The 22,109-nt window shown below is 68.3% G+C and carries 21 protein-coding genes, 1 tRNA gene and 1 pseudogene; 9 read left to right on the top strand and 14 right to left on the bottom strand.

Annotation, left to right across the window (positions count from 1 at the left end):
* Positions 1-6: 6 nt before the first annotated feature.
* Positions 7-150, top strand: a pseudogene (locus MFF26_RS18425) (transposase); the annotation flags it as partial.
* A gap of 124 nt (positions 151-274) precedes the next feature.
* On the opposite strand, the gene MFF26_RS18420 reads toward MFF26_RS18425, so the two are convergent.
* Both MFF26_RS18420 and MFF26_RS18415 read right to left on the bottom strand, forming a co-directional pair.
* A complete protein-coding gene (locus MFF26_RS18420) occupies positions 275-562 on the bottom strand; it encodes a hypothetical protein (RefSeq protein WP_137830814.1) in 288 nt (95 codons plus the stop codon).
* Positions 563-703: 141 nt separating this feature from the next.
* Positions 704-778: transfer RNA gene (locus MFF26_RS18415), tRNA-Gln, on the bottom strand.
* 101 nt (positions 779-879) lie between these two features.
* Here MFF26_RS18415 and MFF26_RS18410 point away from each other — a divergent pair.
* Positions 880-1,623, top strand: a complete 744-nt coding sequence (locus MFF26_RS18410) for an SDR family oxidoreductase (protein WP_238308287.1) — start codon at positions 880-882, stop codon at positions 1,621-1,623.
* 119 nt (positions 1,624-1,742) lie between these two features.
* On the top strand, positions 1,743-3,362 hold the full coding sequence (locus MFF26_RS18405) for a peptide chain release factor 3 (protein ID WP_238308286.1): 1,620 nt from the start codon (positions 1,743-1,745) through the stop codon (positions 3,360-3,362).
* 138 nt (positions 3,363-3,500) lie between these two features.
* Here the strand turns inward: MFF26_RS18405 and MFF26_RS18400 are convergent, their stop codons facing one another.
* The 5 genes from MFF26_RS18400 to MFF26_RS18380 all read right to left on the bottom strand — a co-directional run bounded on the left by MFF26_RS18400 (position 3,501) and on the right by MFF26_RS18380 (position 6,896).
* Positions 3,501-3,692, bottom strand: a complete 192-nt coding sequence (locus tag MFF26_RS18400; RefSeq protein ID WP_137829158.1) for a hypothetical protein — start codon at positions 3,690-3,692, stop codon at positions 3,501-3,503.
* A gap of 98 nt (positions 3,693-3,790) precedes the next feature.
* Positions 3,791-4,225, bottom strand: coding sequence for a tellurite resistance TerB family protein (locus MFF26_RS18395; protein WP_137829159.1), 435 nt, complete (start codon positions 4,223-4,225; stop codon positions 3,791-3,793).
* 136 nt (positions 4,226-4,361) lie between these two features.
* On the bottom strand, positions 4,362-5,117 hold the full coding sequence (locus MFF26_RS18390) for an ABC transporter ATP-binding protein (protein WP_137829160.1): 756 nt from the start codon (positions 5,115-5,117) through the stop codon (positions 4,362-4,364).
* Positions 5,114-5,866, bottom strand: coding sequence for an ABC transporter permease (locus MFF26_RS18385; RefSeq protein WP_137829161.1), 753 nt, complete (start codon positions 5,864-5,866; stop codon positions 5,114-5,116). Before MFF26_RS18385 ends, MFF26_RS18390 begins: the two co-directional genes overlap by 4 nt.
* Before the next feature lie 10 nt (positions 5,867-5,876).
* Positions 5,877-6,896: an ABC transporter substrate-binding protein gene (locus tag MFF26_RS18380; protein WP_137829162.1), complete on the bottom strand. Its 1,020-nt coding sequence runs from the start codon at positions 6,894-6,896 to the stop codon at positions 5,877-5,879.
* A gap of 172 nt (positions 6,897-7,068) precedes the next feature.
* Here MFF26_RS18380 and MFF26_RS18375 point away from each other — a divergent pair, with 172 nt between their 5' ends.
* The gene (locus MFF26_RS18375) at positions 7,069-7,503 is read left to right on the top strand and encodes a DUF3597 domain-containing protein (RefSeq protein ID WP_137829163.1); all 435 of its coding nucleotides are present in this window, start codon (positions 7,069-7,071) and stop codon (positions 7,501-7,503) included.
* Between the two features lie 174 nt (positions 7,504-7,677).
* Here MFF26_RS18375 and MFF26_RS18370 read toward each other — a convergent pair whose 3' ends face one another.
* Positions 7,678-8,598, bottom strand: coding sequence for a LysR family transcriptional regulator (locus tag MFF26_RS18370; protein ID WP_137829164.1), 921 nt, complete (start codon positions 8,596-8,598; stop codon positions 7,678-7,680).
* A gap of 126 nt (positions 8,599-8,724) precedes the next feature.
* Between MFF26_RS18370 and MFF26_RS18365 the strand changes: the two genes are divergently transcribed.
* Positions 8,725-9,339 (top strand): glutathione S-transferase family protein, encoded by a 615-nt coding sequence (locus MFF26_RS18365; protein WP_137829165.1) that lies wholly within the window; start codon positions 8,725-8,727, stop codon positions 9,337-9,339.
* Entirely contained in the window at positions 9,336-10,256 is a 921-nt protein-coding gene (locus MFF26_RS18360; RefSeq protein ID WP_238308297.1) for a pyridoxamine 5'-phosphate oxidase family protein, read from the top strand. The genes MFF26_RS18365 and MFF26_RS18360 overlap by 4 nt, the downstream gene beginning before the upstream one ends.
* A gap of 12 nt (positions 10,257-10,268) precedes the next feature.
* Here MFF26_RS18360 and MFF26_RS18355 read toward each other — a convergent pair whose 3' ends face one another.
* Both MFF26_RS18355 and MFF26_RS18350 read right to left on the bottom strand, forming a co-directional pair.
* Positions 10,269-10,910, bottom strand: coding sequence for a hypothetical protein (locus tag MFF26_RS18355; protein ID WP_137829239.1), 642 nt, complete (start codon positions 10,908-10,910; stop codon positions 10,269-10,271).
* Between the two features lie 23 nt (positions 10,911-10,933).
* Positions 10,934-11,566 (bottom strand): 2OG-Fe(II) oxygenase, encoded by a 633-nt coding sequence (locus MFF26_RS18350; protein ID WP_137829166.1) that lies wholly within the window; start codon positions 11,564-11,566, stop codon positions 10,934-10,936.
* A 393-nt stretch (positions 11,567-11,959) separates the two neighbouring features.
* Here MFF26_RS18350 and MFF26_RS18345 point away from each other — a divergent pair, with 393 nt between their 5' ends.
* Complete coding sequence (locus MFF26_RS18345; RefSeq protein ID WP_137829167.1) at positions 11,960-12,289, top strand: hypothetical protein; 330 nt, start codon at positions 11,960-11,962, stop codon at positions 12,287-12,289.
* A gap of 278 nt (positions 12,290-12,567) precedes the next feature.
* A complete protein-coding gene (locus MFF26_RS18340) occupies positions 12,568-14,685 on the top strand; it encodes an ABC transporter ATP-binding protein/permease (protein ID WP_137829168.1) in 2,118 nt (705 codons plus the stop codon).
* 78 nt (positions 14,686-14,763) lie between these two features.
* Here the strand turns inward: MFF26_RS18340 and MFF26_RS18335 are convergent, their stop codons facing one another.
* The 3 genes from MFF26_RS18335 to MFF26_RS18325 are packed head-to-tail and all read right to left on the bottom strand — an operon-like array spanning position 14,764 to position 17,863.
* A complete protein-coding gene (locus MFF26_RS18335; RefSeq protein WP_210236195.1) occupies positions 14,764-15,570 on the bottom strand; it encodes a fructosamine kinase family protein in 807 nt (268 codons plus the stop codon).
* Positions 15,567-16,040: a low molecular weight protein-tyrosine-phosphatase gene (locus MFF26_RS18330; RefSeq protein WP_210236196.1), complete on the bottom strand. Its 474-nt coding sequence runs from the start codon at positions 16,038-16,040 to the stop codon at positions 15,567-15,569. The genes MFF26_RS18335 and MFF26_RS18330 overlap by 4 nt, the downstream gene beginning before the upstream one ends.
* Positions 16,037-17,863 carry an aminopeptidase P family protein gene (locus tag MFF26_RS18325; RefSeq protein WP_137829170.1) on the bottom strand — a complete coding sequence of 609 codons (1,827 nt, stop codon included), beginning with the start codon at positions 17,861-17,863 and terminating at the stop codon, positions 16,037-16,039. Before MFF26_RS18325 ends, MFF26_RS18330 begins: the two co-directional genes overlap by 4 nt.
* 656 nt (positions 17,864-18,519) lie before the next feature.
* Here MFF26_RS18325 and MFF26_RS18320 point away from each other — a divergent pair.
* A complete protein-coding gene (locus tag MFF26_RS18320; protein WP_137829171.1) occupies positions 18,520-19,410 on the top strand; it encodes an FkbM family methyltransferase in 891 nt (296 codons plus the stop codon).
* 134 nt (positions 19,411-19,544) lie between these two features.
* On the opposite strand, the gene MFF26_RS18315 is transcribed toward MFF26_RS18320, so the two are convergent.
* Positions 19,545-21,926, bottom strand: coding sequence for a bifunctional diguanylate cyclase/phosphodiesterase (locus tag MFF26_RS18315; protein WP_137829172.1), 2,382 nt, complete (start codon positions 21,924-21,926; stop codon positions 19,545-19,547).
* Between the last annotated feature and the right edge of the window lie 183 nt (positions 21,927-22,109).

Genomic DNA, 22,109 nt, shown 5'->3' with positions numbered 1-22,109 from the left:
ACTGAGATTGCCCCGCTTCTGCCGCCGCCTCGGCCGGGCCCGAAGGGCGGACGGCCTCCGATTGAGAACCGCGCCGCGCTGACCGGGATCCTGTTCGTGCTGCGCTCAGGTCTGCCCTGGGAGATGCTGCCCGCCGAGATGGGCTGCGGATCCATGCTTGGCTCAATCGCTTCCGCCGCCTGCCGATCCGCTACGAGCGTTGCGCCGACATCGACGAGGCCTCCACCAGTCTCGCGGCAAGCCTCATCACCCTCAACCAGATGAGGCGGTTCTATTAGACGCTCTTACTTCCGAGGGCGCGCATCTGGAGCAGGCAAGCGCGCTTCATCTGCCGATTCTCGGCCGACTCGCGCGAATGCTCTTCGCGGCACTGAAGCATTGCCTCGGCCAGATGCTCGGCCGGAACGCGGCAGATCGGAGGCGAGATGCCGCCAGCCAGCATGGACTGCAGCATGGCGTCAGCCATCTGCCACGAGGTGCGGGCGCCGAAGGCCGTCGGACGGCGTGTGAAAAGGTTGGTGAACCGATAGCCGAGCGGCCCGATCAGGGTCTCGTCGATCATGCGCTGAGCCCTCCGGCGAGCAGAAAGAGCGCTGAGGCGGTGTCTTGGACTGTGCCGACTTTCGCGCCGGCTCCGACCCCAGTTTGTTCTTTTCTGTCCGAACAGTCGGAGATGCCAAGTAGCCATTTCCCTAGGGGGAATTGGCTGGGGCGCCAGGATTCGAACCTGGGAATGGCGGTACCAAAAACCGCTGCCTTACCACTTGGCGACGCCCCATCGGCCTCGGGCCATCGGTTCTCTAAACGGGCCGCGCGGGGCTGGCAACTGGGGAGGTGGAGCTGCGATAGGGGATCGAGAGGCGGCGAGGGGAGGGGTGGATGAGCGGCGGCGTGGCGCTGGTGACCGGGGCGGGGTCGGGGATCGGGCGGGCGGTGGCGCGGGGGCTGTCCGAGGCCGGTTGGCGTCTGGTGCTGGCCGGGCGGCGCGGGGCGGCGCTGGAGGCGGTGGCGGGGGACCTGCCGGGCGAGGTTTCGTGCGTGCCGACCGACGTGTCCGATCCGCAGGCGGTCGAGGCGCTGTTCGCGCGCATCGCCGAGCGATACGGGCGGATCGATCTGCTGTTCAACAATGCCGGCATCTTCACCCCCGCCGCGACGGTCGACGAGATCGCGGTCGAGGACTGGCTGCGGAGCGTGAACGTCAATCTCACCGGCGCCTTCCTCTGCTCCCGCGCGGCCTTCCGGATGATGCGCAGGCAGGATCCGCGCGGCGGGCGCATCATCAACAACGGCTCGATCTCGGCCAGCGTGCCGCGACCGATGTCGGCGCCCTACGCGGCCACCAAGCACGCGATCACCGGCCTCACCCGCGCCACCGCCCTCGATGGGCGTGCCTTCGACATCGCCTGCGGACAGATCGATATCGGCAATGCCGAGACCGAGATGACCCACAGCTTCGGCAGCGGCGCCCGGCAGGCCGATGGCACCATCCGGCCCGAGCCGTTCATGGAGGCGCGTCACGTCGCGGAGGCAGTCGTCTACATGGCGGGGCTGCCGCTCTCGGCTAACGTGCTGTTCATGACGGTGATGGCCACCGCCATGCCCTATGTCGGACGGGGGTGACGACGACCGCCCGTTCGCCCCCCGCATCGGCTTTGCGCCCGCGCCGCGGAACGCGTAGAGAAGCCCGATCCCGGATTCCTCGACACGAGTGGCCGCCCGCGGCGCGGCCGGTGCCCGCCATGCTGATGCAGACCGACCCCAAACCCGCCGACCCGAAGGCCGATCCGGTCGCGCGGCGGCGCACCTTCGCGATCATCTCGCACCCGGATGCGGGCAAGACCACGCTGACGGAGAAGCTCCTGCTCTTCGGAGGCGCGATCCAGCTCGCGGGCGAGGTGAAGGCCAAGCGCAATCGCGTCTCGACCCGCTCCGACTGGATGGGCATCGAGAAGGAGCGCGGCATCTCGGTGGTCACCTCGGTGATGACCTTCGAGTACGGCGATTGCGTCTTCAACCTGCTCGATACCCCGGGCCACGAGGACTTCTCGGAGGACACCTACCGGACGCTGACGGCGGTCGATTCGGCCGTGATGGTCATCGACGCCGCCAAGGGCATCGAGGCGCGCACGCGCAAGCTGTTCGAGGTGTGCCGGCTGCGGGACATTCCGATCGTCACCTTCGTCAACAAGCTCGACCGCGAAGCGCGCGACCCGTTCGAACTGCTCGACGAGATCGAGAAAACCCTGGCGCTCGACGTCGCCCCGGTGACGTGGCCGATCGGACTCGGGCGCAACTTCGCCGGCACCTACGAGCTCGGCGGCAACCGGGTGCGCCGCCTCGATGCGGCGGACGATGCCGGCACGATCCCGGTCTCCGGCGCCGACGACCCGCTCTTCGACGAGCTGCTCACGGAGGACGGCGCGGCCCAGGCTTGGCGCGACGAGGTGGAACTGGCCGAGGGCGGGCTCAAGACCTTCGATCTCGCGGCGTTTCGCGAGGGGCACCTGACGCCGGTCTTCTTCGGCTCGGCCCTGCGCAACTTCGGCGTGCGCGACCTCATCGACGGTCTGAGCCGCTTCGCGCCCCCGCCCCGGGGCCAGGATGCCGACAAGCGCGCGGTCCAGCCGACCGAGCCGAAGATGACGGGCTTCGTGTTCAAGATCCAGGCGAACATGGACCCGAACCATCGCGACCGCATCGCCTTCATGCGGGTCTGCTCGGGGATGCTGCGGCGGGGCATGAAGGCGAAGCTCGTGCGCACCGGCAAGCCGATGTCGCTCTCGTCGCCGCAATTCTTCTTCGCCCAGGACCGGGCCATCGCCGACGAGGCCTATGCCGGCGACGTGGTCGGCATCCCCAATCACGGGACCCTGCGCATCGGCGATACGCTGACGGAGGGCGAGGAACTGGTGTTTCGCGGGGTGCCGAGCTTCGCCCCCGAGATCATGCGCCGGATCAAGCTCACCGACGCGATGAAGGCCAAGAAGCTGAAGGAGGCGCTGCAGCAGATGGGCGAGGAGGGCGTCGTCCAGGTCTTCGTGCCGCAGGACGGCTCACCGGCCATCGTCGGCGTGGTCGGCGCGCTCCAGCTCGACGTGCTGAAGGAGCGGCTTCAGGCGGAATACGGGCTCCCGATCGATTTCGAGACGAGCCGGTTCTCGGTCTGCCGCTGGATCGAGTCGGATTCGGAGACCGAGATCGACAAGTTCGTCGATGCCCACGGCTCGTCCATGGCCTCGGATCTCGACGGTGCGCCGGTCTTCATGGCCACCACCGCCTTCTCCCTGCGCTACGAGGAGGAGCGCTGGGACAAGATCCGGTTCACCGATGTGAAGGATTATCAGAAGCGGGCGGCGTGAGCGCCGCCTCCCTTCCATCCATTCCCCTCATCCTGAGGAGCCCGCGCGCCGGCACCTCAGAATGAGGGGGATGGCTTGGACAAGCTGTCGCCCTCGGAAACGCTCGGTGCCAACGGTTGCTTCGCCCGTCGGGGCGGCTCACTCGTAGTCGAAGTCCAGCGCCCGCTCGAACGCACCCGCGCTCATGCGCTTCCCTTTCGGGTCCGACACCGCGATATCGCGAAAACCGCGGCGGGCGAGTTCCCAGGTCTTTTCCAGGGCCTGCTCGTCGGTGCCGCAGGCGAAGGTCATCTCGCGTCCCGCCGGGTCCGTCCCCGTCACCTTGTACATCGTGATACCAACTCCCGAACGGCGACGACCATACGCCCGACGCGAAAGGACCGCGAGGGCGTGGTGGGCGGCGCGATGCCGCCTCGGCGGATTGCCGATCAGGCGAGGAGCGAAGCCTTGTCGACGGCGAGGGCGGCGGCCAGCTCGTCGAGAACCTTGTGCTCGCTCTCGGTGATGCCGCCCTTGTCGGCGGCGTCCGCCGCGATCAGGAAGATGTACTGGCGGTGCTCGACCGGACGGTCGGCGACGGCGGCGACCTGCTGAAGGTTCTCGAGGCGCCCGGCGCGCAGTTCCGCCCGGGCCAGGGCCTCGAACAGCGCCTTTTCCAGCGTCAGCGTGTCGTAGGATTTTTCGAGAATCGGGTTGGCCCGCATGCTGACGAGGGCGGCCTCGATCTCCTCCTCGTCGGTATCGCCGTCGGCCACGATGACGTTGGCCGCCGCCGAGACCGCCGCCTGCATGAAGACGGCATCGCCCGCATACGACATCACCACACGGTTCAAGCGGACGAGCGCGTCCTGAAATATACCCATCCCGATTCTCCCGGCGGCACCCCGAAGGACCGCGCGATGGTTCCCGGCGCGGAGCGCCACCGTCAAGGTGTTCCGGGAGGTCGTCCGCGCGAGCAACGAACCCGCACAGCGACGCTCGCGTTCCGCATCGCGGGCATCACAGGTCCGAAGAGCGCCGCGACAGCTCCGCGCGCAGGTGGCGGGCCGCCTCGACCAGCTCCGCGTCCCGACGCCGACGCGGACGGGGCAGGGTGATCGAGACGTCGGCGGCGATCCGTCCGGGGCTGCCGGCCAGCACCACGACCCGGTCGGCGAGGTAGACCGCCTCGTCGATGTCGTGGGTCACGAACAGAACGGTTTTGCCGGTCTGCGCCTTGATGCGCTGGATCTCGTCCTGCAGCCCCTCGCGGGTGAAGCTGTCGAGCGCCGAGAACGGCTCGTCCATCAGGAGCACCTCGGGCTCGACCGCGAGGGCGCGGGCGATGGCGACGCGCTGCCGCTGGCCGCCGGAGAGCTGGTGCGGCCAGCGCCCGGCGAGATCGGCCAGACCGACGAGCTTGAGCATCGCCGCCGCGCGGTCGCGACGCTCGGCCTTGGGCAGGCCGTGGCGCTCCAGACCGAAGGCGACGTTGTCGATCACCCGCCGCCAGGGCAGCAGCCGGGCGTCCTGGAACACCAGCGCCATCGGCGTGCGGGTGTCGGGCGCGGTGTGGAGACCCACCGTGCCCGTGCTGGGCTTGGCGAGATCGATCAGCACCCGCAGCAGCGTCGACTTGCCGACGCCGGACTCGCCGACGATGACGAGGAATTGCCCCCGCGGCACGGCCAGGTCGAGGGCCGAGAGGATCTCGGTGCGCCGCCCGTCGCGCTCGTAGGCGAGCGACAGGCCGCGGATCTCGATGATCGGGCTCATGCGCGCCACCGCAGGAGCCAGCCCTGGAGGGCGACGAAGCCGGTGTCGAACAGGCCGTAGAGGGCGGCCATGGTCAGCATGTAGACGACGACGATGTCGGTGGAGAGGAGCGAGGACGCCTGCATCATCCGGGCACCGATGCCCGGGACGCCGAAGATCTCCGCCGCGACCACGGCCATCCAGGCTTGCCCGAGTGCGGTGCGCACGCCGACCAGGATGCCGGGCGTGGCCGCCGGCAACAGGATCTTGGTCAGCCGCGCGAACGGCCCGCGGAAGCCGAAGGCCTGGGCCACCTCGATCAGGTCGCGGTCGACGCCGCGCACGGCCCCTTGGGTGGCGAAGAACACGATCCAGAACACGCCGATCGCGATGATGAACACGGCGGCCGAGGGCTGCACGCCGAACCAGATGATGGCGAAGGGCACCCAGGCCAGGCCGGGAATCGGCCGCAGCAGCCGCACGATCCAGGCCGTCAGGCTCTCGAACCAGCGGAACATGCCCGACAGGAGCCCGAGCGCGATCCCGGCCCCCGCACCGACCCCGAGACCGACGACGTAGTGGCTCAGGCTCTCGGCGACCGCCCTCGGCCACGCGCCGCCGGCGATCTCACGGCCGAAGGCGGCGGGGATCGAGGAGGGCGGCGGCAGGAAGGCCGGATTGACGAGATCGAGCCGGGGCGCCGCCTCCCAAACACCGAGGAAGGCGGCGAGCCCGACGGCCGCGAGCCCGGCCGAGCGGAGAGCGGTCATGGGGTAACGATCAGGGCTTCTTCACCTTGTCGAAGGGCTTGGTATCGAACAGGCCGTCGGTCGGCGCCTCCTTGTCGAGTGTGCCGATCGAGACTTGGTAGGTCTGCATCGCCTTCGTCGCCTCGATGATCGTGCGCGGATCGGTGACGAATTTCGCTGCCGGCGAGGACAGGGCCTTCTGGATCGTCGCCACGTCGGTGATTCCCTTGCCGAGCGCCGCCTCGACCGGCCCGGCGGCCTTGGCCGGATCGGACTTGAGCAGGTCCGTCGCCCGGACGAGGGCCGAGACGAGCCCCTCGACCGCCGCCGGATTGGCATCGGCGAACTTGCCGTAGACGGCGACCACGGTGCCGGGCTGGTCGGGGAACATCTCGGCCCCGGTGGCGATCAGCGCGATCTTCGGGTTGCGGCCCTGGACGATGGTGAGCGCCGGTTCGCGGATCGAGGCGCCGTCGACGGCCCCGGCCAGCAGCGCCTGCTGGGTCGCGTCGATGCCCATGGCGACGATCTCGACATCGGCCTTGTCGGCCTTGGCCACCTGCCAGAGCCAGTGCTGGAGGGTGGTGTTCGGCACCGAACCCGGCGGCTGCGTGGCGAGGCGCGCCGGCCGGCCCTCCTTGGCCTTGAACTGCTTGAAGGCTTCCGCCTTGCTCGGCGCCGCGGCGAAGTAGGGCGCGAGCTTGGGGGCGGCCACGAACACCATCTCCTCGATGGCGGTGGCGGCCACGACCCGCACGTCGATGCCCTTGGTGCGGGCCACCGCGAGGGGGGCGATGCCGGCGACGTAGACGTCGATGGTGCCCGATGCCAGCGCCTGGATCATGTTCGGGCCCGATTCGAAGGTGGTGAAGGCGGGCGCGAGCCCCGCTTCCTTGAGCCAGCCCTCGCCGTTGGCGACGAAGACCGGCGCCGCGCCGATCACCGGGATCACGCCGATGCGCACCGGGACCTGCTGGGCCGCGGCGGGCCAGGAAACGGCGGTGACGGCGAGGCTCGCCATGAGGGCGAAGGCCTTGAACAGGATGCGCATCGTGCGGGTTCCGGCAGATTTGACCCCGCCCCATGGCACAGCGGGCGCGATCTTCCAATCACCGGTCGCAACGGGGCAGGGCGGAATGCCGCGACGGAACGGGCGTGCTTGCCCGATGTTAACGAAACCGTAGCGGCACACCGGCCGCGCGAGACGACAGGACCTGACCGCCATGAGCCTCCTCGGCAGCATCGTCAGCAAGATTCTCCACCCGTTCGGCACCTCCGAGGCCCAGGCCTCCGAGTCCAAGGCCGGCGGCGACAAGCCCGCCTCGACCGAGGCGCAGCCCTCCTCCGGCGGCGACGCCCCGGCCGCCACTGCCACGAGCGGCGGCGCGGCGTCCGGCGGCCCCGTCGATGTCGAGGCCGTGCTCAACGATATGGCGTCGAAGAACCCGCAGAAGCTGAACTGGCGCACCTCGATCGTCGATCTGATGAAGCTGCTCGACCTCGATTCGAGCCTCCATGCCCGCCAGCAGCTCGCCGACGAGCTGCATTATTCTGGCGACAAGAACGACTCCGCCTCGATGAATGTCTGGCTGCACAAGCAGGTCATCAAGAAGCTGGAAGAGAATGGCGGCAAGGTCCCGGCCGATCTGAAGGACTGATTCCTTACAGCCGCAATAGGCCCTCCTGCGCTCTGCCGGGGGAGGGCGCATGGACAAGGATGGCGGCCCGCCGAGAGCCTTTCGGCGGGCCGCGTTTCATTGCGCCAAGCGATGATGCGCGAACGCGGACAAATGACACCGCTTCAGGGTTGCCCCCTGGAGCCCGCCACCCGCTCATGATCCGGCTGGCAGCCCTTGCGGATTCACCCGCGGATCCGCCCTCAGTCGCTCCACGGCCAGGTCGATGAAGGCGCGGACTTTGGCGGGCGCCCGGCGGCCCTCCGGGCTCACCACATGGACCGGCATCGGCGGACCTTCCTGCGCTTCGAGCAGCGGACGCAGACGCCCCTCGGCGATGGCCGGAGCCACCTGATAGGACAGGAGCCGGACGATCCCCCGTCCGTCCAGGGCGGCGCTGAGCGCCCCGTCGATCGTGTTGCACGAGAAGCGGGGGCGCAGGGGAACGGCCATGCGCCGATCCGAGCCGAAGCGCCACTCGTGCACCGTCGCCTGATCGGCCCGGCCGATGATCGCGTGCCGCGTCAGGTCGCCCGGTTCGAGGGGCGTGCCGTACCGCTCTAGATAGGACGGCGCGGCGCAGACGACCGGCCGTACGCTGCCGACCCGAATCGCCGAGAGGCCGGAATCCGGCAGGGTCCCGATCCGTAGGGCCACGTCCGCTCCCTCCTCGACGAGATGGATCACGCGGTCGAGAAACAAGGCACGGACCGCGACCGTGGGATAGCGGTCGAGATAGTCCGAGATCACCGGAAGCACGTAGAGGCGCCCGAACTGGACCGGCGCCGTCACGGTCAGCGTGCCGCTCGGCGTCGCCGTGGTGCCGGCCGCTATGGCCTCCGCTTCCTCGATCTCGGCCAGGATGCGGCGGCAATCCTCCAGGTAGCGCGCCCCGGCCTCCGTGAGCGCCACCCGTCGCGTGGTGCGCGTGAGAAGGCGCGCGCCGATCCGCGCCTCCAACGCCGCGACCGCCCGCGTCACCGCCGGCGGGCTCAAACCGAGAGCGCGGGCCGCGCCGGCAAAGCCGCCGCTCTCGGCCACCCGGACGAACACCCGCATCCCCTGCCAGCGGTCCATGCCGGCCCTCCGATCATTCCACTTCGCGCAACAGTCGCTTGCTCAGAATGCCGGTTCTCTCGAACCGGAGAAACGGTTTTCATGGGGATACCGGCCGGACGAGGGCCGGGTGCAGAGGAGAGATCCGTGAAGCTCTACGATCTGGCGCTGTCGGGCCATGCCCATCGGGCCCGCCTGTTCCTGTCCCTGGTGGGGGCGGATTACGCGACCGTTCCGGTCGATCTCGCGGGCGGCGAGCACAAGTCGCCGGCTTTCCTCAAGATCAATCCGTTCGGGCAGGTGCCGGTCCTGGACGACGATGGGACCATCATCCCCGATTCCAATGCGATCCTGATCTATGTCGCGAAGAAGCTCGGCCGCACCGATTGGCTGCCCGAGGATCCGGAGGGGGCCGCCCGGGTGCAACGCTGGCTCTCGGTCGCCGCCGGGCCGATCGCCTTCGGTCCGGCCGCCGCGCGCCTCGTGACCGTGTTCGGCGCCTCCTTCCGCCCCGACGAGGTGATCGCCCGAGCCCACGCGATCCTCGCCCTGGTCGAGGCGGAACTGTCCGCGCGCGACTGGCTCGCCGCCGCCCATCCGACGATCGCGGACGTGGCGCTCTACAGCTACATCGTGGCGGCGCCCGAGGGGAACGTCGATCTCGCGCCCTATCCGGCGATCCGGGCCTGGCTTTCCCGAATCGAGGAATTGCCCGGCTTCCTGCCCTTTCCGAAGACCGAAGCCGGCCTCAGCGCCGCCTGAACCCAAGGAGGGCCGCCGTGGACACGTCTCCCTGGCATCGGGGCGAGATCGCCCTCCAGACGCGCGTCGGGTCCGCCGATCGCATGGCCGAGATCGGCCCCCGGGTGATCCGCGACCGATTGGTCGAGCAGCACGCCCTGTTCTATCCGCTGCTGCCCTTCGTGGTCCTCGGCACGGTCGATCCCGGCGGCGCCCCGTGGGCGACCCTGCGGGCCGGCCCGCCCGGCTTCCTCCAGGCCCCCGACCCGTTCCATCTGCGGGTCGAGGCGGCCTCCGAGCCCGACGATCCGGCCGAGGCCGGACTGACCGACGGCGCGGCCGTGGGCCTCCTCGGCATCGAACTCGCCACGCGGCGGCGCAACCGCCTGAACGGCACGGTGGAACGGGACGACGAGGCCGGCTTCACCCTCGCGGTGGAGCAGAGTTTCGGCAATTGCCCGCGCTATATCCGGCCTCGGCCGTCCGAATTCCTCTCTCCCCCCGAGAGCAGGCCGGCCCCGGCCGTCTCGGACCGGCTCGACGGCCGGGCGCGGGCGCTGCTGGCAGCGGCCGACACGCTGTTCGTGGCGAGCTATGCGGAGAGCGAGGGACACCGGCAGGTCGATGTCTCGCATCGCGGTGGACCGGCGGGCTTCGTACGGGTCGCGGCAGATGGCACGCTCACGGTTCCGGACTATGCCGGCAACCGCTTCTTCAACACGCTGGGCAACCTCCTGGCCCAGCCGCGCGCCGGCATCGCGATTCCGGACGTCGCGACCGGCGATCTGCTGCAGATCACAGGTCGAACGGAGCTGGTGTTGGATTCGCCCGAGATCGCGACCTTTGCCGGTGCCGAGCGGCTGTGGCGCCTGATGCCGGAGCGTGTGGTGTTCCGCAGTGCCGCTTTGCCCCTGCGGTTCGGTCCGGCAGCGGCGTGAGCCGCGACGCGGTCACCCGGCCTTGCGGCCGCACCGGATATAGCTCGCCAATCCCTTGGGGCTCGACCACGTCAGCCGGTCCTGCTCGACCACGAGACGCACCTGCGAGGTCCAGCGCCGGCCGCGCTCGCTGCAATCGGCCGCCATCGTCCAGGCCGCTCCGTCGCGGCGGTTGTTGCGGAACCGACAGACCGTGCGTCCGGCCTTCGCCCCCTCTTCGGTGATGGTGGCGGGGAGGAAACCGCGGCGGCGCTGGCGCTGGGCACAGGCGATCGGGCTCGGCCCCCAGACGCCGACATAGGCCGCGCGCTCCAGCACCGGAGCAGCCGGCCGGGGCGGCTCGGGCGGGGACAGCGCCTCAGGGACGGGCGCGACGGCGGCGACCGGGACGAGGCGGGCCTGAGACGGAGGGGAGGGCACCCGCTCGGGCTCGGGCAGGCGCACTTCCGGCACGTCGATGCCGCCGCCATCGGCGGTGGCGTAGCGGGCCGGCCGGGCCGTGGCCTCGTGTCCGTCGTCGGTCAGCGCCAGCAGGGTGTAGGAGAACAGGGCGCCCCAGCCCGCAGCCAGGATGACGGGAATGGCGAGCCGTCGGGAGACGGGTCGCTCCCGGGTCGAAGCGGACCGTGCGGTCTCGCCTCCATCCTCCGTCATCGCCGCCATTCCCGCGCTCCGCCTCAGCGTCCGAAGATGCCTTTCAGGAACTGGGCCGTGCGGTTGCGCTTCTTCTTGCGCTCCAGCTCCGCCGCATCCTTGACCCAGGCGACCTGCACGACGCGGCGCTCGCCCTCGAACGGCTCGTGGCCGTGCCAGGAATTGTCGGCCCGCAGGAAGGCGAACATCGTGCCCATGGTCGGCGGCACCTCGACGGCGAAGGGTTCGTAGTTCTTGCCGTCGTAGAGCACCCGCAGGCGACCGGCCGCGGGGGCATCCCAGGCATCGTTCATATAGACGAGGAGCGTCATCACCTTGGACGGCCCATCGGTGTGGATGGAACCGTATTTCGGCTGGCTCTTCTTCATGATGGTGGTGAGCCGCGGGCACGACACGAGGTCGATGCCGAACTTCTCGCCGAGGATGCGCGAGAACTCGTCGCTCTCCAGCTCGTCGATCAAGGCCTTGAAGCGGCCCTTCAGGGCGACCTCGTCCACGGTGAGGTAGCCGGGCTTGGCAATGGTCGGGAAGTCCTGGCGGATCTCGGCGATCGCGCCCTCGTTCAGGACATTGTTGCCGAGGAAGTAGGTGTAGGGATCGCGAGAGACCGGCGCAGCGCGCACGGCATCGACATTGAGAATCGAGAGGCCCGACATAACACGGTCTGTCCCGTTGCGAGGGCACGCAGCCCGACGAAACGTCCGGCGCGGCGCATGAGGAAGGGCCCAGCATGGCCCGGCCGCCACGGTAGACGGTGCGATTGCGGCAACGGCGCGGCAAGGCGTCGGAACCATCGTCTCCCTCCCGTTTCTGGAGCTAGACTTGCTCCAGTCTATGGCGATCACGGCTGAGCTTTCGCGCTGCATTCCGCGCAAGTTGCGAGAATCGATTCGGCCAGCGAATACGCTCTCGCATGCGTATTCGGGAGCCGAAAGGCCACGCCTTCGCTTTCGGCGCGATTGCTGAGCGTAACCCCTTCCCGACGCTCATGGAACCTGCCATGGTCAAGCTTGGCGGCCGCTCCCCGGCCGTCGCTCGTAACCCGCGTCATGAAACCCGTCGCCCTCGCCGTCCTCGGTACGACCCTGGGCACGACCCTCGGCATGATCCTGCCGTCGCTCCCGGCCGCCGCACAGCCGCGCACGCCGACGGTGCGGTTGACCTGCGCCGAGGCGATGGCCCTCGTGAAAGCGGAAGGCTCGGTGATCCTCGGCATCGGCGGCCGGGCACCGGAGCGTTTCGTGCGCGACCGCAGCCAGTGCGAACTCACCGAAATCGCGGAACTGCGCTTCGTGCCGACCCGTGACAACCCACAATGCCCGATCGGCTACCGCTGTCGCGAGCCGGATTACGGCGATTGGAACTGGAACGCGGACTGACGACCCGATCGCGTCGACGCGGTTTCGCTCGGAATTCTCCGTCCTCGGCCCGGTCCACGGTGTCGCAGTTCGACGGATGCCCACAGGTGCCGCGCCCTCTGGCGGTCCGACATGACGGAAATTTCACGTGACAGGGGTGGGCCCGCGCCACGATCTCGCCCAGACCAGCCGCCAGGCCCCAGGCGATCAGCCGGGGCCGCCGAAGACGGCGATGTCCCGCCCGGGACAGTCCGACCCGTGACGGGGCCGGGCCGCCAAAGCAAGAGGGAGAATTCCGCGTGGCCGCATTCAAGAGTGGGCTTGGCCTTCAGGCCGCGCTCACGGCGCTCGTCGCGCTCCTGCTCCTCGCGATGCCGGGCCTGCCCTCGCCGCCGCTCTACGTCTCGCTCGCGGGCTTCGCCATGGCGGGCCTGCTCTACGCCTCCCGCAATATCTCGGCCTATCTGAAGATCTTCGTCTCGGTCTACGGGCTCGGCTACCTCCTGCTCGCCGGGTCCAAGACGCTCGCCGCCCTCGGCGCGCTGCCCGGCGTCATCGCGGCGCTGCTGCCGCCCGACTTCGCCGCGACCGGGGCCGTGGTCTTCGCCGGCATCGTGCTCGCCATCTCGCACTGGAAGCCGATCCGCGACATCACCCTCATCGCCGATCCGTATTTCGCCAACCAGGACGCGCCGGCGCGCGAGATCGGCCTGTTCCGCTGGTTCGGGCGGACGGAAGGCGAGATCGGACGCAACCTCGTCGGGCTGTCGATCTTCGTGAACTTCGCCGACGTGGCGCTGACGCTCGGCTTCAACTTCTTCTACCGCGACATGTACAACTCGCTCCAGGCGCTCGATGCGCCAGCGTTCTGGTATCAGATCGTCTGGATCTTCGTGCCGCTGGCTGCGCTGAACATCGTCATCGGGATGTTCGACCTCTACGTCGACTCGGCGCTCCAGCTCCGCTGGCGGACATGGCTGACCCACAGCCTCTACGAGCGCTGGCTCGGCCAGGGCACGCATTACCGCATCCCCTTCACCGACGAGGAGGCGGACAATCCGGACCAGCGTATCCAGTCGGACGTCAACAACTTCATCCTGCAGACGGCAGGCCTGTCGATCCGGCTCCTGTCGCAGGCGGCGCAGCTCGTCTCCTTCATCGTCATCCTGTGGACGCTCTCGCGGGACTTCGTGCTGCCCTTCACCGACACCGTCGTGCCGGGCTTCCTGGTCTGGCTCGTGATCGCCTACGCGGTGGTCGGCACGTGGCTCACCCACATCATCGGCAAGCCGCTGATCGGCCTCGACTTCCGGCAGGAGCAGGTGGAGGCGGACTTCCGCTTCGCCCTGGCGCGCAACCGCATCTACTCGGAACAGATCGCGCTGCTGCGCGGCGAGCGGGCCGAGGCGACGCGGCTGACGACGCTGTTCCACGCGATCATCGACAACTACATCGGCATCATCTACCGGCGCATCAAACTGATCGCCTTCACCTTCAGCTACCGCCAGGCGAGCACCATCTTTCCGCTCGTCATCGCCGCGCCGTCGTTCTTCGCCAAGAAGATCACGCTGGGCACGCTGCAGCAGACCTCGAACGCCTTCAGCAACGTCCAGAACTCGCTGTCCTTCTTCATCAACGCCTACACCACGCTCGCGGCCTACAAGGCGAACACCATCCGTCTCAGCGCCTTCAAGCGGGCAATGACCAAGGCCGAGGCGCTGGCAGGCGCCGGCTACGGCCTGGCTCAAGGCCATGAGCGCTCGGGCGACGTCACCGGCCGCGACCTGACGCTGGCGCTGCCCGACGGGCGGGAGATCGTGCGGGCGGCCTCCCTCACCCTGCCGAAGGGCGGCGCGACCTTGCTCACCGGCCCCTCGGGCTCGGGCAAATCGACCCTGTTCCGGGCGATCGCCGGGATCTGGCCGTTCGGCAAGGGCCGGGTCGACGTGCCGGAGGGCCAATCGGCCCTGGTCCTGCCGCAGCGGCCCTACATTCCGCTGGGCACCCTGCGGGGCGCGGTGGTCTACCCGGCCACCAGCGAGCAGTTCTCCGACGCGGCGATCCGCGACGCGCTCATCGCCGCGCAATTGCCCGCGCTCGCCGACCGGCTCGACGAGGTCGATTCCTGGGATCGGCGTCTGTCGGGCGGTGAGCAACAGCGGCTCGCTATCGCCCGCGCGATCCTCGCCAAGCCCGACTGGCTGTTCCTCGACGAATCCACCGCCGCCCTCGACGAGGCGAGCGAGGCGTCGATCTACCGGATGCTGCGCGAGAAGCTCCCCGGCACGACCATCGTCTCGATCGGTCACCGCTCGACCCTGCACCAGCACCACGATCGCCGCATCGAGATGATGCCGGCGGGCGAGGGCCGGTTCGAGCCCCGCGCCGGGGCCCCGTTGGCAGCACCGGCGGAGTAAGGTTCACGGTCTCCGCGCCCCTCTTCGGACAATACGGAGAGGGGCGCGCGTTTGCGCAAGTCGGACGGATCGCGCGGATCAGACCCCTGCCACTTTCAGCAGCCCCTCGACCAGCCCGCGATAGCCGGCGCCGAACAGGCGCAGATGCACCAGAGCCGGCCAGAGCTGGTAGATCGCGACGCGCTCGGCCTCTCCCGGTTCGGGAGCGCCGTAGGCCTCGCGAAAGCCGGGGCCGGGCCGACCGAACAGGGCGAGCATGGCGAGATCGACCTCGGCGTGACCGTGATAGCAGGCCGGGTCGATCAGGCCCGCGACGCGCCCGTCGTCATAGACGACGTTGCCGCCCCACAGGTCGCCGTGGAGCAGGGCGGGACGGGGCCGCGCCGGCAGGCGGTTCGGCAGATCGTCGACGAGTTTCTGGAGGCGCGGGACGAGGGCAGGCGGCAGATGGGGTGCGTGGCATAGCAGGCGCCGCTCGCCCCAGAAGACCGGCCAATCCTCGCACCACGCATTCTCGATGGCCACGGGGCCGAAGGCGTAGTCGGTCCGCCAGCCATAAAGGTCCCCCCGCGCGACATGGAGGCGGGCCATGGCGCGGCCGAGCTCGGCCGGCGCGCTGCCTCCTCGATCCGGGAGACGCTGGAGGACGAGAACCGCGTCATCGACGGCGAGGATGGCGGGTGCCGGGGCGCCGGTCGCGGCGATCGCCGCCAGCATCTCGGCTTCCGTGCGGGGGGCGGGGCCCGACTTCGCCACCGCCTCGCGCCCATCGGCGAGGCGGATCAGGAGACAATCGGAGAGGTCACCTCCGGTCAGCCGTCTGAATTGTGCCAGTTCGCTGCCCAGCAGGGCGGCGGCGCGCCGGGCGAGCGCATCGGGGCTCACGCGCCGTCCGCAATCCGGCGGACGAGGACCCGGGCGCCGCTCGTCACGTCGTCCCAGGTCGTCGCAAACCCCTCCGGCCCGCCGTAATAGGGGTCCGCGACCGGCTCGCCCGCCCGGCCGGGCACGTGATCGAGGAGCAGGCTCAAGCTCGCCCGCGCACCCTCGGGCCGCAGGGCGCGCAGACGCGCCAGGTTGGCGTGATCGAGCGCGACGACATGATCGAACCGCTCGAAATCCGCCGAGCTCACCTGTCGGCCGCGATAGCCGGCAATGTCGAGACCGTGGGCGCGGGCCACCGCGATCGCCCGCGGATCGGGCGGCTCGCCCACATGCCAATCGCCGGTCCCGGCGGAATCGACCGTGACGTCCAAATTGGCCCGCTCCGCCTCGAGCCGGAACGCGGCCTCGGCCAGGGGCGAGCGGCAGATATTGCCCAGGCAGACGAAGAGGATGGCGGGGCGGGCCGTCACGCCAGGGCCCCGGCGAGCGGGCTCGTCGCCGCCTCCAGCCAAGCCCGCGTTTCCCCGTCGAGATCGGGCGCCAAGCGCTCGCGCACCCGTGCATGGTAGGCGTCCAGCCATGCGGCGTCGGCCGCGCCGAGAAGGTCCGGGACGACGAGGCGCCGGTCGATCGGGGCGAGCGTCAGGGTCTCGAAGCCCAGCATCGCTCGCTCACCGCCGGGAATCGGGCGCTCCTCGACGAGGACGAGGTTCTCGATACGGATGCCGTAGGCGCCGGCCTTGTAGTAGCCCGGCTCGTTCGAGAGGATCATGCCAGGCTTCAGGGCCACCGTGCCGGTCTTGGCGATGCGCTGCGGCCCCTCATGGACCGAGAGGAAGGCGCCGACGCCGTGGCCGGTGCCGTGATCGTAGTCGAGCCCCGCCTCCCACAGGCTGAGCCGGGCCAGCGCGTCGATCTGCGCCCCGGTCGTGCCCTCAGGAAACACCGCGCGGGCGATGGCGATATGGCCCTTCAGCACGCGGGTGAAGCGCGCCCGCATCTCGTCCGAAGGTGTCCCCACGGCGACCGTCCGGGTGATGTCGGTGGTGCCGTCGGCGTATTGCGCGCCGGAATCGATCAGGAACAGCTCGCCGGCCTCGCTCCGCCGGTCGGTGGCGCGGGTGACGCGGTAATGCACGATGGCGCCGTTCGCGCCCGAGCCGGAGATCGTCGGAAAGGAGACGTCGCGCAGATTTCCGCTCTCCGCCCGGAAATCCTCCAACGCCTCCACCGCCTCGATCTCAGTCACGGGGCCTGCCCGGTCGAGCCATGCGAGGAAGCGCGTCACGGCAAGGCCGTCGCGATGATGGGCGGCGCGGGTGCCGGCGATCTCGGCGGCGTTCTTGACCGCCTTCATGGCGGTGATCGGATCCGGCCCGACATCGGCGACGCCGCCCGCCGCTTCCACGAGGGATCGCAAGGCCGCGGAACCCGTGGCCGCATCGAGGCGCAGCCGCGCGGCCCCGGCGCAGAGGGCGGCGAGCGCCCCGGGGAACGTCGTCCGGGGGAGCAGATCGGCCAGGGGCGCGAGGGCTCCGCGCAGATCCGGATCGAATTCGGGCGAGGTGAGTGCGAGGACGGCCCGATCCTCCACCGGGATCAGGGCGTAGCCCAGCGCCAGGGGCGTGTGGGCGATGTCGGCCCCGCGCAGATTGAACGCCCAAGCGAGATTGTGCGGATCGGAGACGACGAGACCGTCGAGCCCGCCCTCGCGGAGCGCGGCGCGGATCCGCGCCAGCTTGTCGGCGGCGCCCTCTCCGGCCAGCGCCTCGGGATGCACCGCGATCCGGCCCGCGGGCGGACGCGGGCGCCCGGCCCAGACCGCATCGACCAAGTTCGTCTCGACGGCGCGCAGCGTGGCTCCGGCCTTGGTCGCGGCCCGCTCCAACCGGGCGAGCCCGTCCGGCGTGTGCAGCCACGGATCGTAGGCCAGACTCTGCCCGGCCTTCAGATGCGTGCCGAGCCATGCTTCCGGGCTCGTCTCGGCCAGCGGGACCACCGTGATCGTCCGGGTGTCCACCTGTGCGGGGGCCTGCACGGTGTAGCGCCCATCGACGAACAAGGCGGCGCGGTCGGCCAGCACGATGGCCGTGCCGGCCGAGCCGGTGAAGCCGGTGAGCCATGCGAGCCGCTCGGCATTGGCCGGGACATATTCCGATTGATGCTCGTCGGCCCGCGGCACGACGAACCCGTCGGCGCCGATCTCGCGCAGGGCCGCCCGCAGGGCCTCGATCCGTTCGGGCCCCTTGGCGTGGCTCGGATCGTCGAAGGTCTGAAAGCGCGTGCGGGTCATGGGGTCAGGGTTACGCCGCAGGCGGAGCCGGGACAATGGCACGGGGTTCGGGGGAGGGGCGTACGGGCGTGCCCAGGATGGACCAGGCGGTGGCGGAGGCCGACCGTATGTCTGCGTCGGCCGCGGGCTGATCCGCCGGATGGCGAGCCGTGGTCGTGAAGCCCCCCTCGGCGTGGTCGGGTGTTTCACGGATCGCCGCTCCATTTGCGACGGGCCCAAGCGGAGCACCCGGTGCCGGGGCGAAACGGCATACCGCATCGCGGACTTGAACACGGGCGAAACCGTTCAGGACGCTTCCCGACAGGTGGCGTGGACGCAACGGGATTGCGTGGCCGATGGGCTTGCACGCGCTCATGCCTGCCAGACCAACAAGAGGTTCATTTAGAACCCGCATCTCATTTTTGGGCAGGGCTGAAATCTTGTAATCATCCGAAATTCGAACATATTTAACAATATACAAACATACATTCAATGGCTATATTTCCTACATAAACTGCGGGAGACGAGTCGAATATCGCGAATTTGATTTTCTGCATACCTTGTTTTACTGAGACAGCGAGCCTTGCAAGCCAAATTTCACCTGTGTTGGCCGCGAATAGCCTGATCATACACGCCAATCAAATCAACCGAGTACATCAATATAAAGGCCGGTTGCCATGGACGTTAAAGGCCCTTCATCTGCGATCGGCGTAGATGACACTCAATCATCGGTCCCTTCGCCTAGCCGCGCGGGAAGAAATAACTGCGTTGATGTCAATTTTGCAGGTCGATCCTTCAAGCTTGACACGGCCAATGGCGCCGATCAGGTCGCTCGCGATATTGTAAAAGGCAGTTACGAAGCGCCGCTGCCGATGCTGATGATGGCAAGCCTCATTCGGATCGAGGGTGCATTCATCGATGTCGGTGCGAACACGGGTGTGTATTCCGTGATGGCGGGCGTCATCGCGCCGGGTCGGCCCATCATTGCTTTCGAGCCGTTTCCCTCGGCGCTCGAAGCGTTTGAGCGCAATCTGGACCTCAACAACCTCCGGAACGCTGTCGACATTCACACAATCGCACTGAGCAACCAGATCGGTAGAACCACGCTGCACATCCCCGATCCAGGCCACGGGCTGATCGAAACCAGCGCCTCCCTGGAAGCCGATTTCAAGAGACACACGCCGTCGGGCAGCAGCCTCGAAATCGGTGTCGCAACGCTCGACAGCATCGAAATCCGATCACCGATCAGTGTGATCAAAGCCGATATCGAAGGTCATGAGCACGCATTCTTGGAAGGCGCCGTCGAAACCATCAAGCGGGAACGCCCCTTCGTCTTTATCGAGGTGCTCGACAAAGCGCAGAGACATCGCATTCGACATCTCGCGCGTGAGATGTCCTACATCGATTTCCGCCTACGGCCCGATATGGCGATTCATGACGGCGGCGAAGTCTTGTTCGACGCTCAGGCCTGGAATCATGCACTGATTCCGATCGAACGCCTCCTGAAGTTCCAAGAGGTGTGCAGTTCATGCGGCATTCCCATGCTGCGGCGCTTCGATCTGTCGTGATCGTGGCAGTGAGCGAGAACAAGCCTGGTGTAACTCTCAGAAACGTCCGTCACATGAACGGAGAGCCGCGCAAGCCGGGCCAAACCGCTTGAAGCGGCTTCCCGGCGTCGCCCGCGGTCGCTGACGTCGAGACGTTAGGCCACCTGTCTTGTCTGCATGGCGGCGTTCACGCCGGTCGTATGGGCGGAGAACTGGTCGATCGGTGCCGGCTTGCCCATCAGATACCCTTGAGCGGACTGACAGCTCTCGGACATCAGGAATGCGAGTTCGGCCTCCGTCTCGACGCCCTCGGCCAGAACGGGCAGGCCAAGTCCGCGCCCGAGGCCGAGAACCGATCGCACGATCGCCTTGGTTTGTTCGTTCTCATCGACGGATCGGACGAAGGAACCGTCGATCTTGATCTTGTCGAACGGATAGGTGCGGAGATTCGAGAGGGACGAGTAACCGGTTCCGAAATCGTCCATCGCGATCCGTAGACCCAGCGCCTTGAGCTGCCGCAGGGTCGATTGCGCACGCCCCGGATCACGGATGAGTGCCGTCTCCGTGATCTCGATCTCGAGACGCTCCGGCTTGAGACCGGTCTGGAACAGAACTTCGTGGACGAGCTGCACGAAGTGGGAGGCATGGACCTGCACCGCCGAGACGTTGACGGCGACGGAAAGCGGATTTGTCCAAGTCGCGGCCTCCCGGCAAGCCTCGCGCAGGACCCACTCCCCGATCTGCAGGATCGCGCCGCTCTCCTCGGCGATCGGGATGAAGAGGGAGGGAGGGACGGCCCCGCGGTCGGAATGATGCCACCGCAGCAGGACCTCGAATCCGAGGACCGCGCCGCTCTGCACATCGGTCTGCGGCTGGTAGACGAGTTGCATCTCGCCGCGCGCCACGGCGTGTCGCAGATCGTGCTCGAGCATGCGGCGGTCGCGCACCTGCATGCCCAGCCTCGCCTCGAAGAAGCGGTAGGTCCCCCGGCCTTCGGACTTCGCCTTGTAGAGTGCCGTATCGGCGTAGCTCAGAAGCAGACTGCGCTCCTCGGCATCGTCGGGATACAGGGCGATGCCGACACTGGTGGCGATCGTCGGCGTGTTGGTCTCGCCGATGCCGGCGCGCAGCGCCTCGATGACCTGCTCGGCGATGCGACCGGCCTCCACTGCATGCTCGCAAGGGACCAGGATGGCGAACTCGTCGCCACCCAGACGCGCCATCATCTGCGTTTCGTTCAGGATGGCCGTGACGGAGCGCGCCACGTTGACCAACATAGCGTCACCGGTGGGGTGACCGAACAGGTCGTTGACCTCCTTGAAGCGGTCGAGATCCAGGCAGAGCACCGCGAGCTTGCGCTTGGCGGCCTGCGCCACCTTCAGCTCCTGGTCGAGTCGCTGGCGGAAGCTGGCGCGGTTGGCGAGGCCGGTCAGCGGGTCGTGATAGGCGAGGAACTGGATCTGCCCTTCGGCCCGGCGACGGGCCCGGAGGTCGCGCACGGCGACGGCATAGTGAGGACGATTGCCGTAGGTGACGGGCCGCACGATCAGTTCGACCGGAACGGTGCCGCCCGCGACGCAGACGAGTTCGGTCTCCACCGCCTGATCCGGTTGCCCGTTCGACAGCGGGCCGACGACATCCGGCAGGAACCGCGACAGCTCGATACCGGACAGATCGCCGGCCGGCAGACCGACCAGCGTGCCGAAGCTGTCATTGGCGTTGACGATCCGATTCCCCTGACAGACGACCAAGCCCTCCACGGCCGCGTTGGCGAGGCTGTGCAGCCGCTCGCGCTCCAGGCTGAAGCGGCGGCGGTCCCGGATGTCGAGGGCCAGGGCAGCGCAGGCCAGGAACAGGATCGCGAGGCTGGCGCACGCGACGCCGACCGCGAGCCAGCGGGACGGTATGGCACCGTCCGAAATATCGATGGTCGGGTCCGGCAGGATCGTGACGGCCCCCATGGCCGTGAAATGATGGCTGCAAATCGCGAGCAGCAGCAGGAAGGCGCCGAGGACGGTGCCGCGCCTGCCGCGATCCGCGAGGGCCGCCGAGAGGCCGGCTGCCCCCAGCAGACTCCCCAGGACGAGAGAGGCCGCGACCAGACTTGGATCCCATTGCACGTGCCCGGCGACCTCGTAGGCCACCATGCCGGTGTAATGCATGGCGGCGATCCCGCCGCCGAGAACGATGCCGCCCAGGACCGGGGCCGCCGGCAGGGACCGCAACTGGGCGAGGGTCAAACCGAGGCCGGTCAAGACGATGGCGTAGACGAGCGAGAGTGCGGTCAGTCCGAGATGGTAGCCGCTCGGCAGGCCCGGCTCGAAGGCGAGCATGGCGATGAAGTGGGTCGCCCAGATGCCGAACCCACCGGCCACGGCCGCCACGCCGAGCCAGAGGTAATGCAGCCGTCCCACCGATCGATCGGCGTGGCGCAGGAGCGCGATGCAGGTTCCGGCTGCGAGCGTACAGACGAGAGCGGCCAAGCCCACAAGCAAGAGGTCATGCTGCTCGACGATGCAGCCAACAACTTTCAGCACACCAACCCCGCACGAACCCATACATTCCATGCGCCAGGTAGAAAGTGTTTCTTTCCGATCGATGAATTCGCACCGTTCACGATTACGCGAAGCGCCGCACCATTAATTTTGTATTTACGTTTTGTTTTGGATGCCGGCTCTCTGAAATCGCACTCCCATGACGACTCGGCGCTGCATCACCAT

The sequence above is a fragment of the Methylorubrum suomiense genome, assembly GCF_022179765.1.
In the GTDB taxonomy this organism is placed as follows: Bacteria; Pseudomonadota; Alphaproteobacteria; order Rhizobiales; family Beijerinckiaceae; genus Methylobacterium; species Methylobacterium suomiense.
This window is presented reverse-complemented; position numbering and strand designations above follow the sequence as displayed.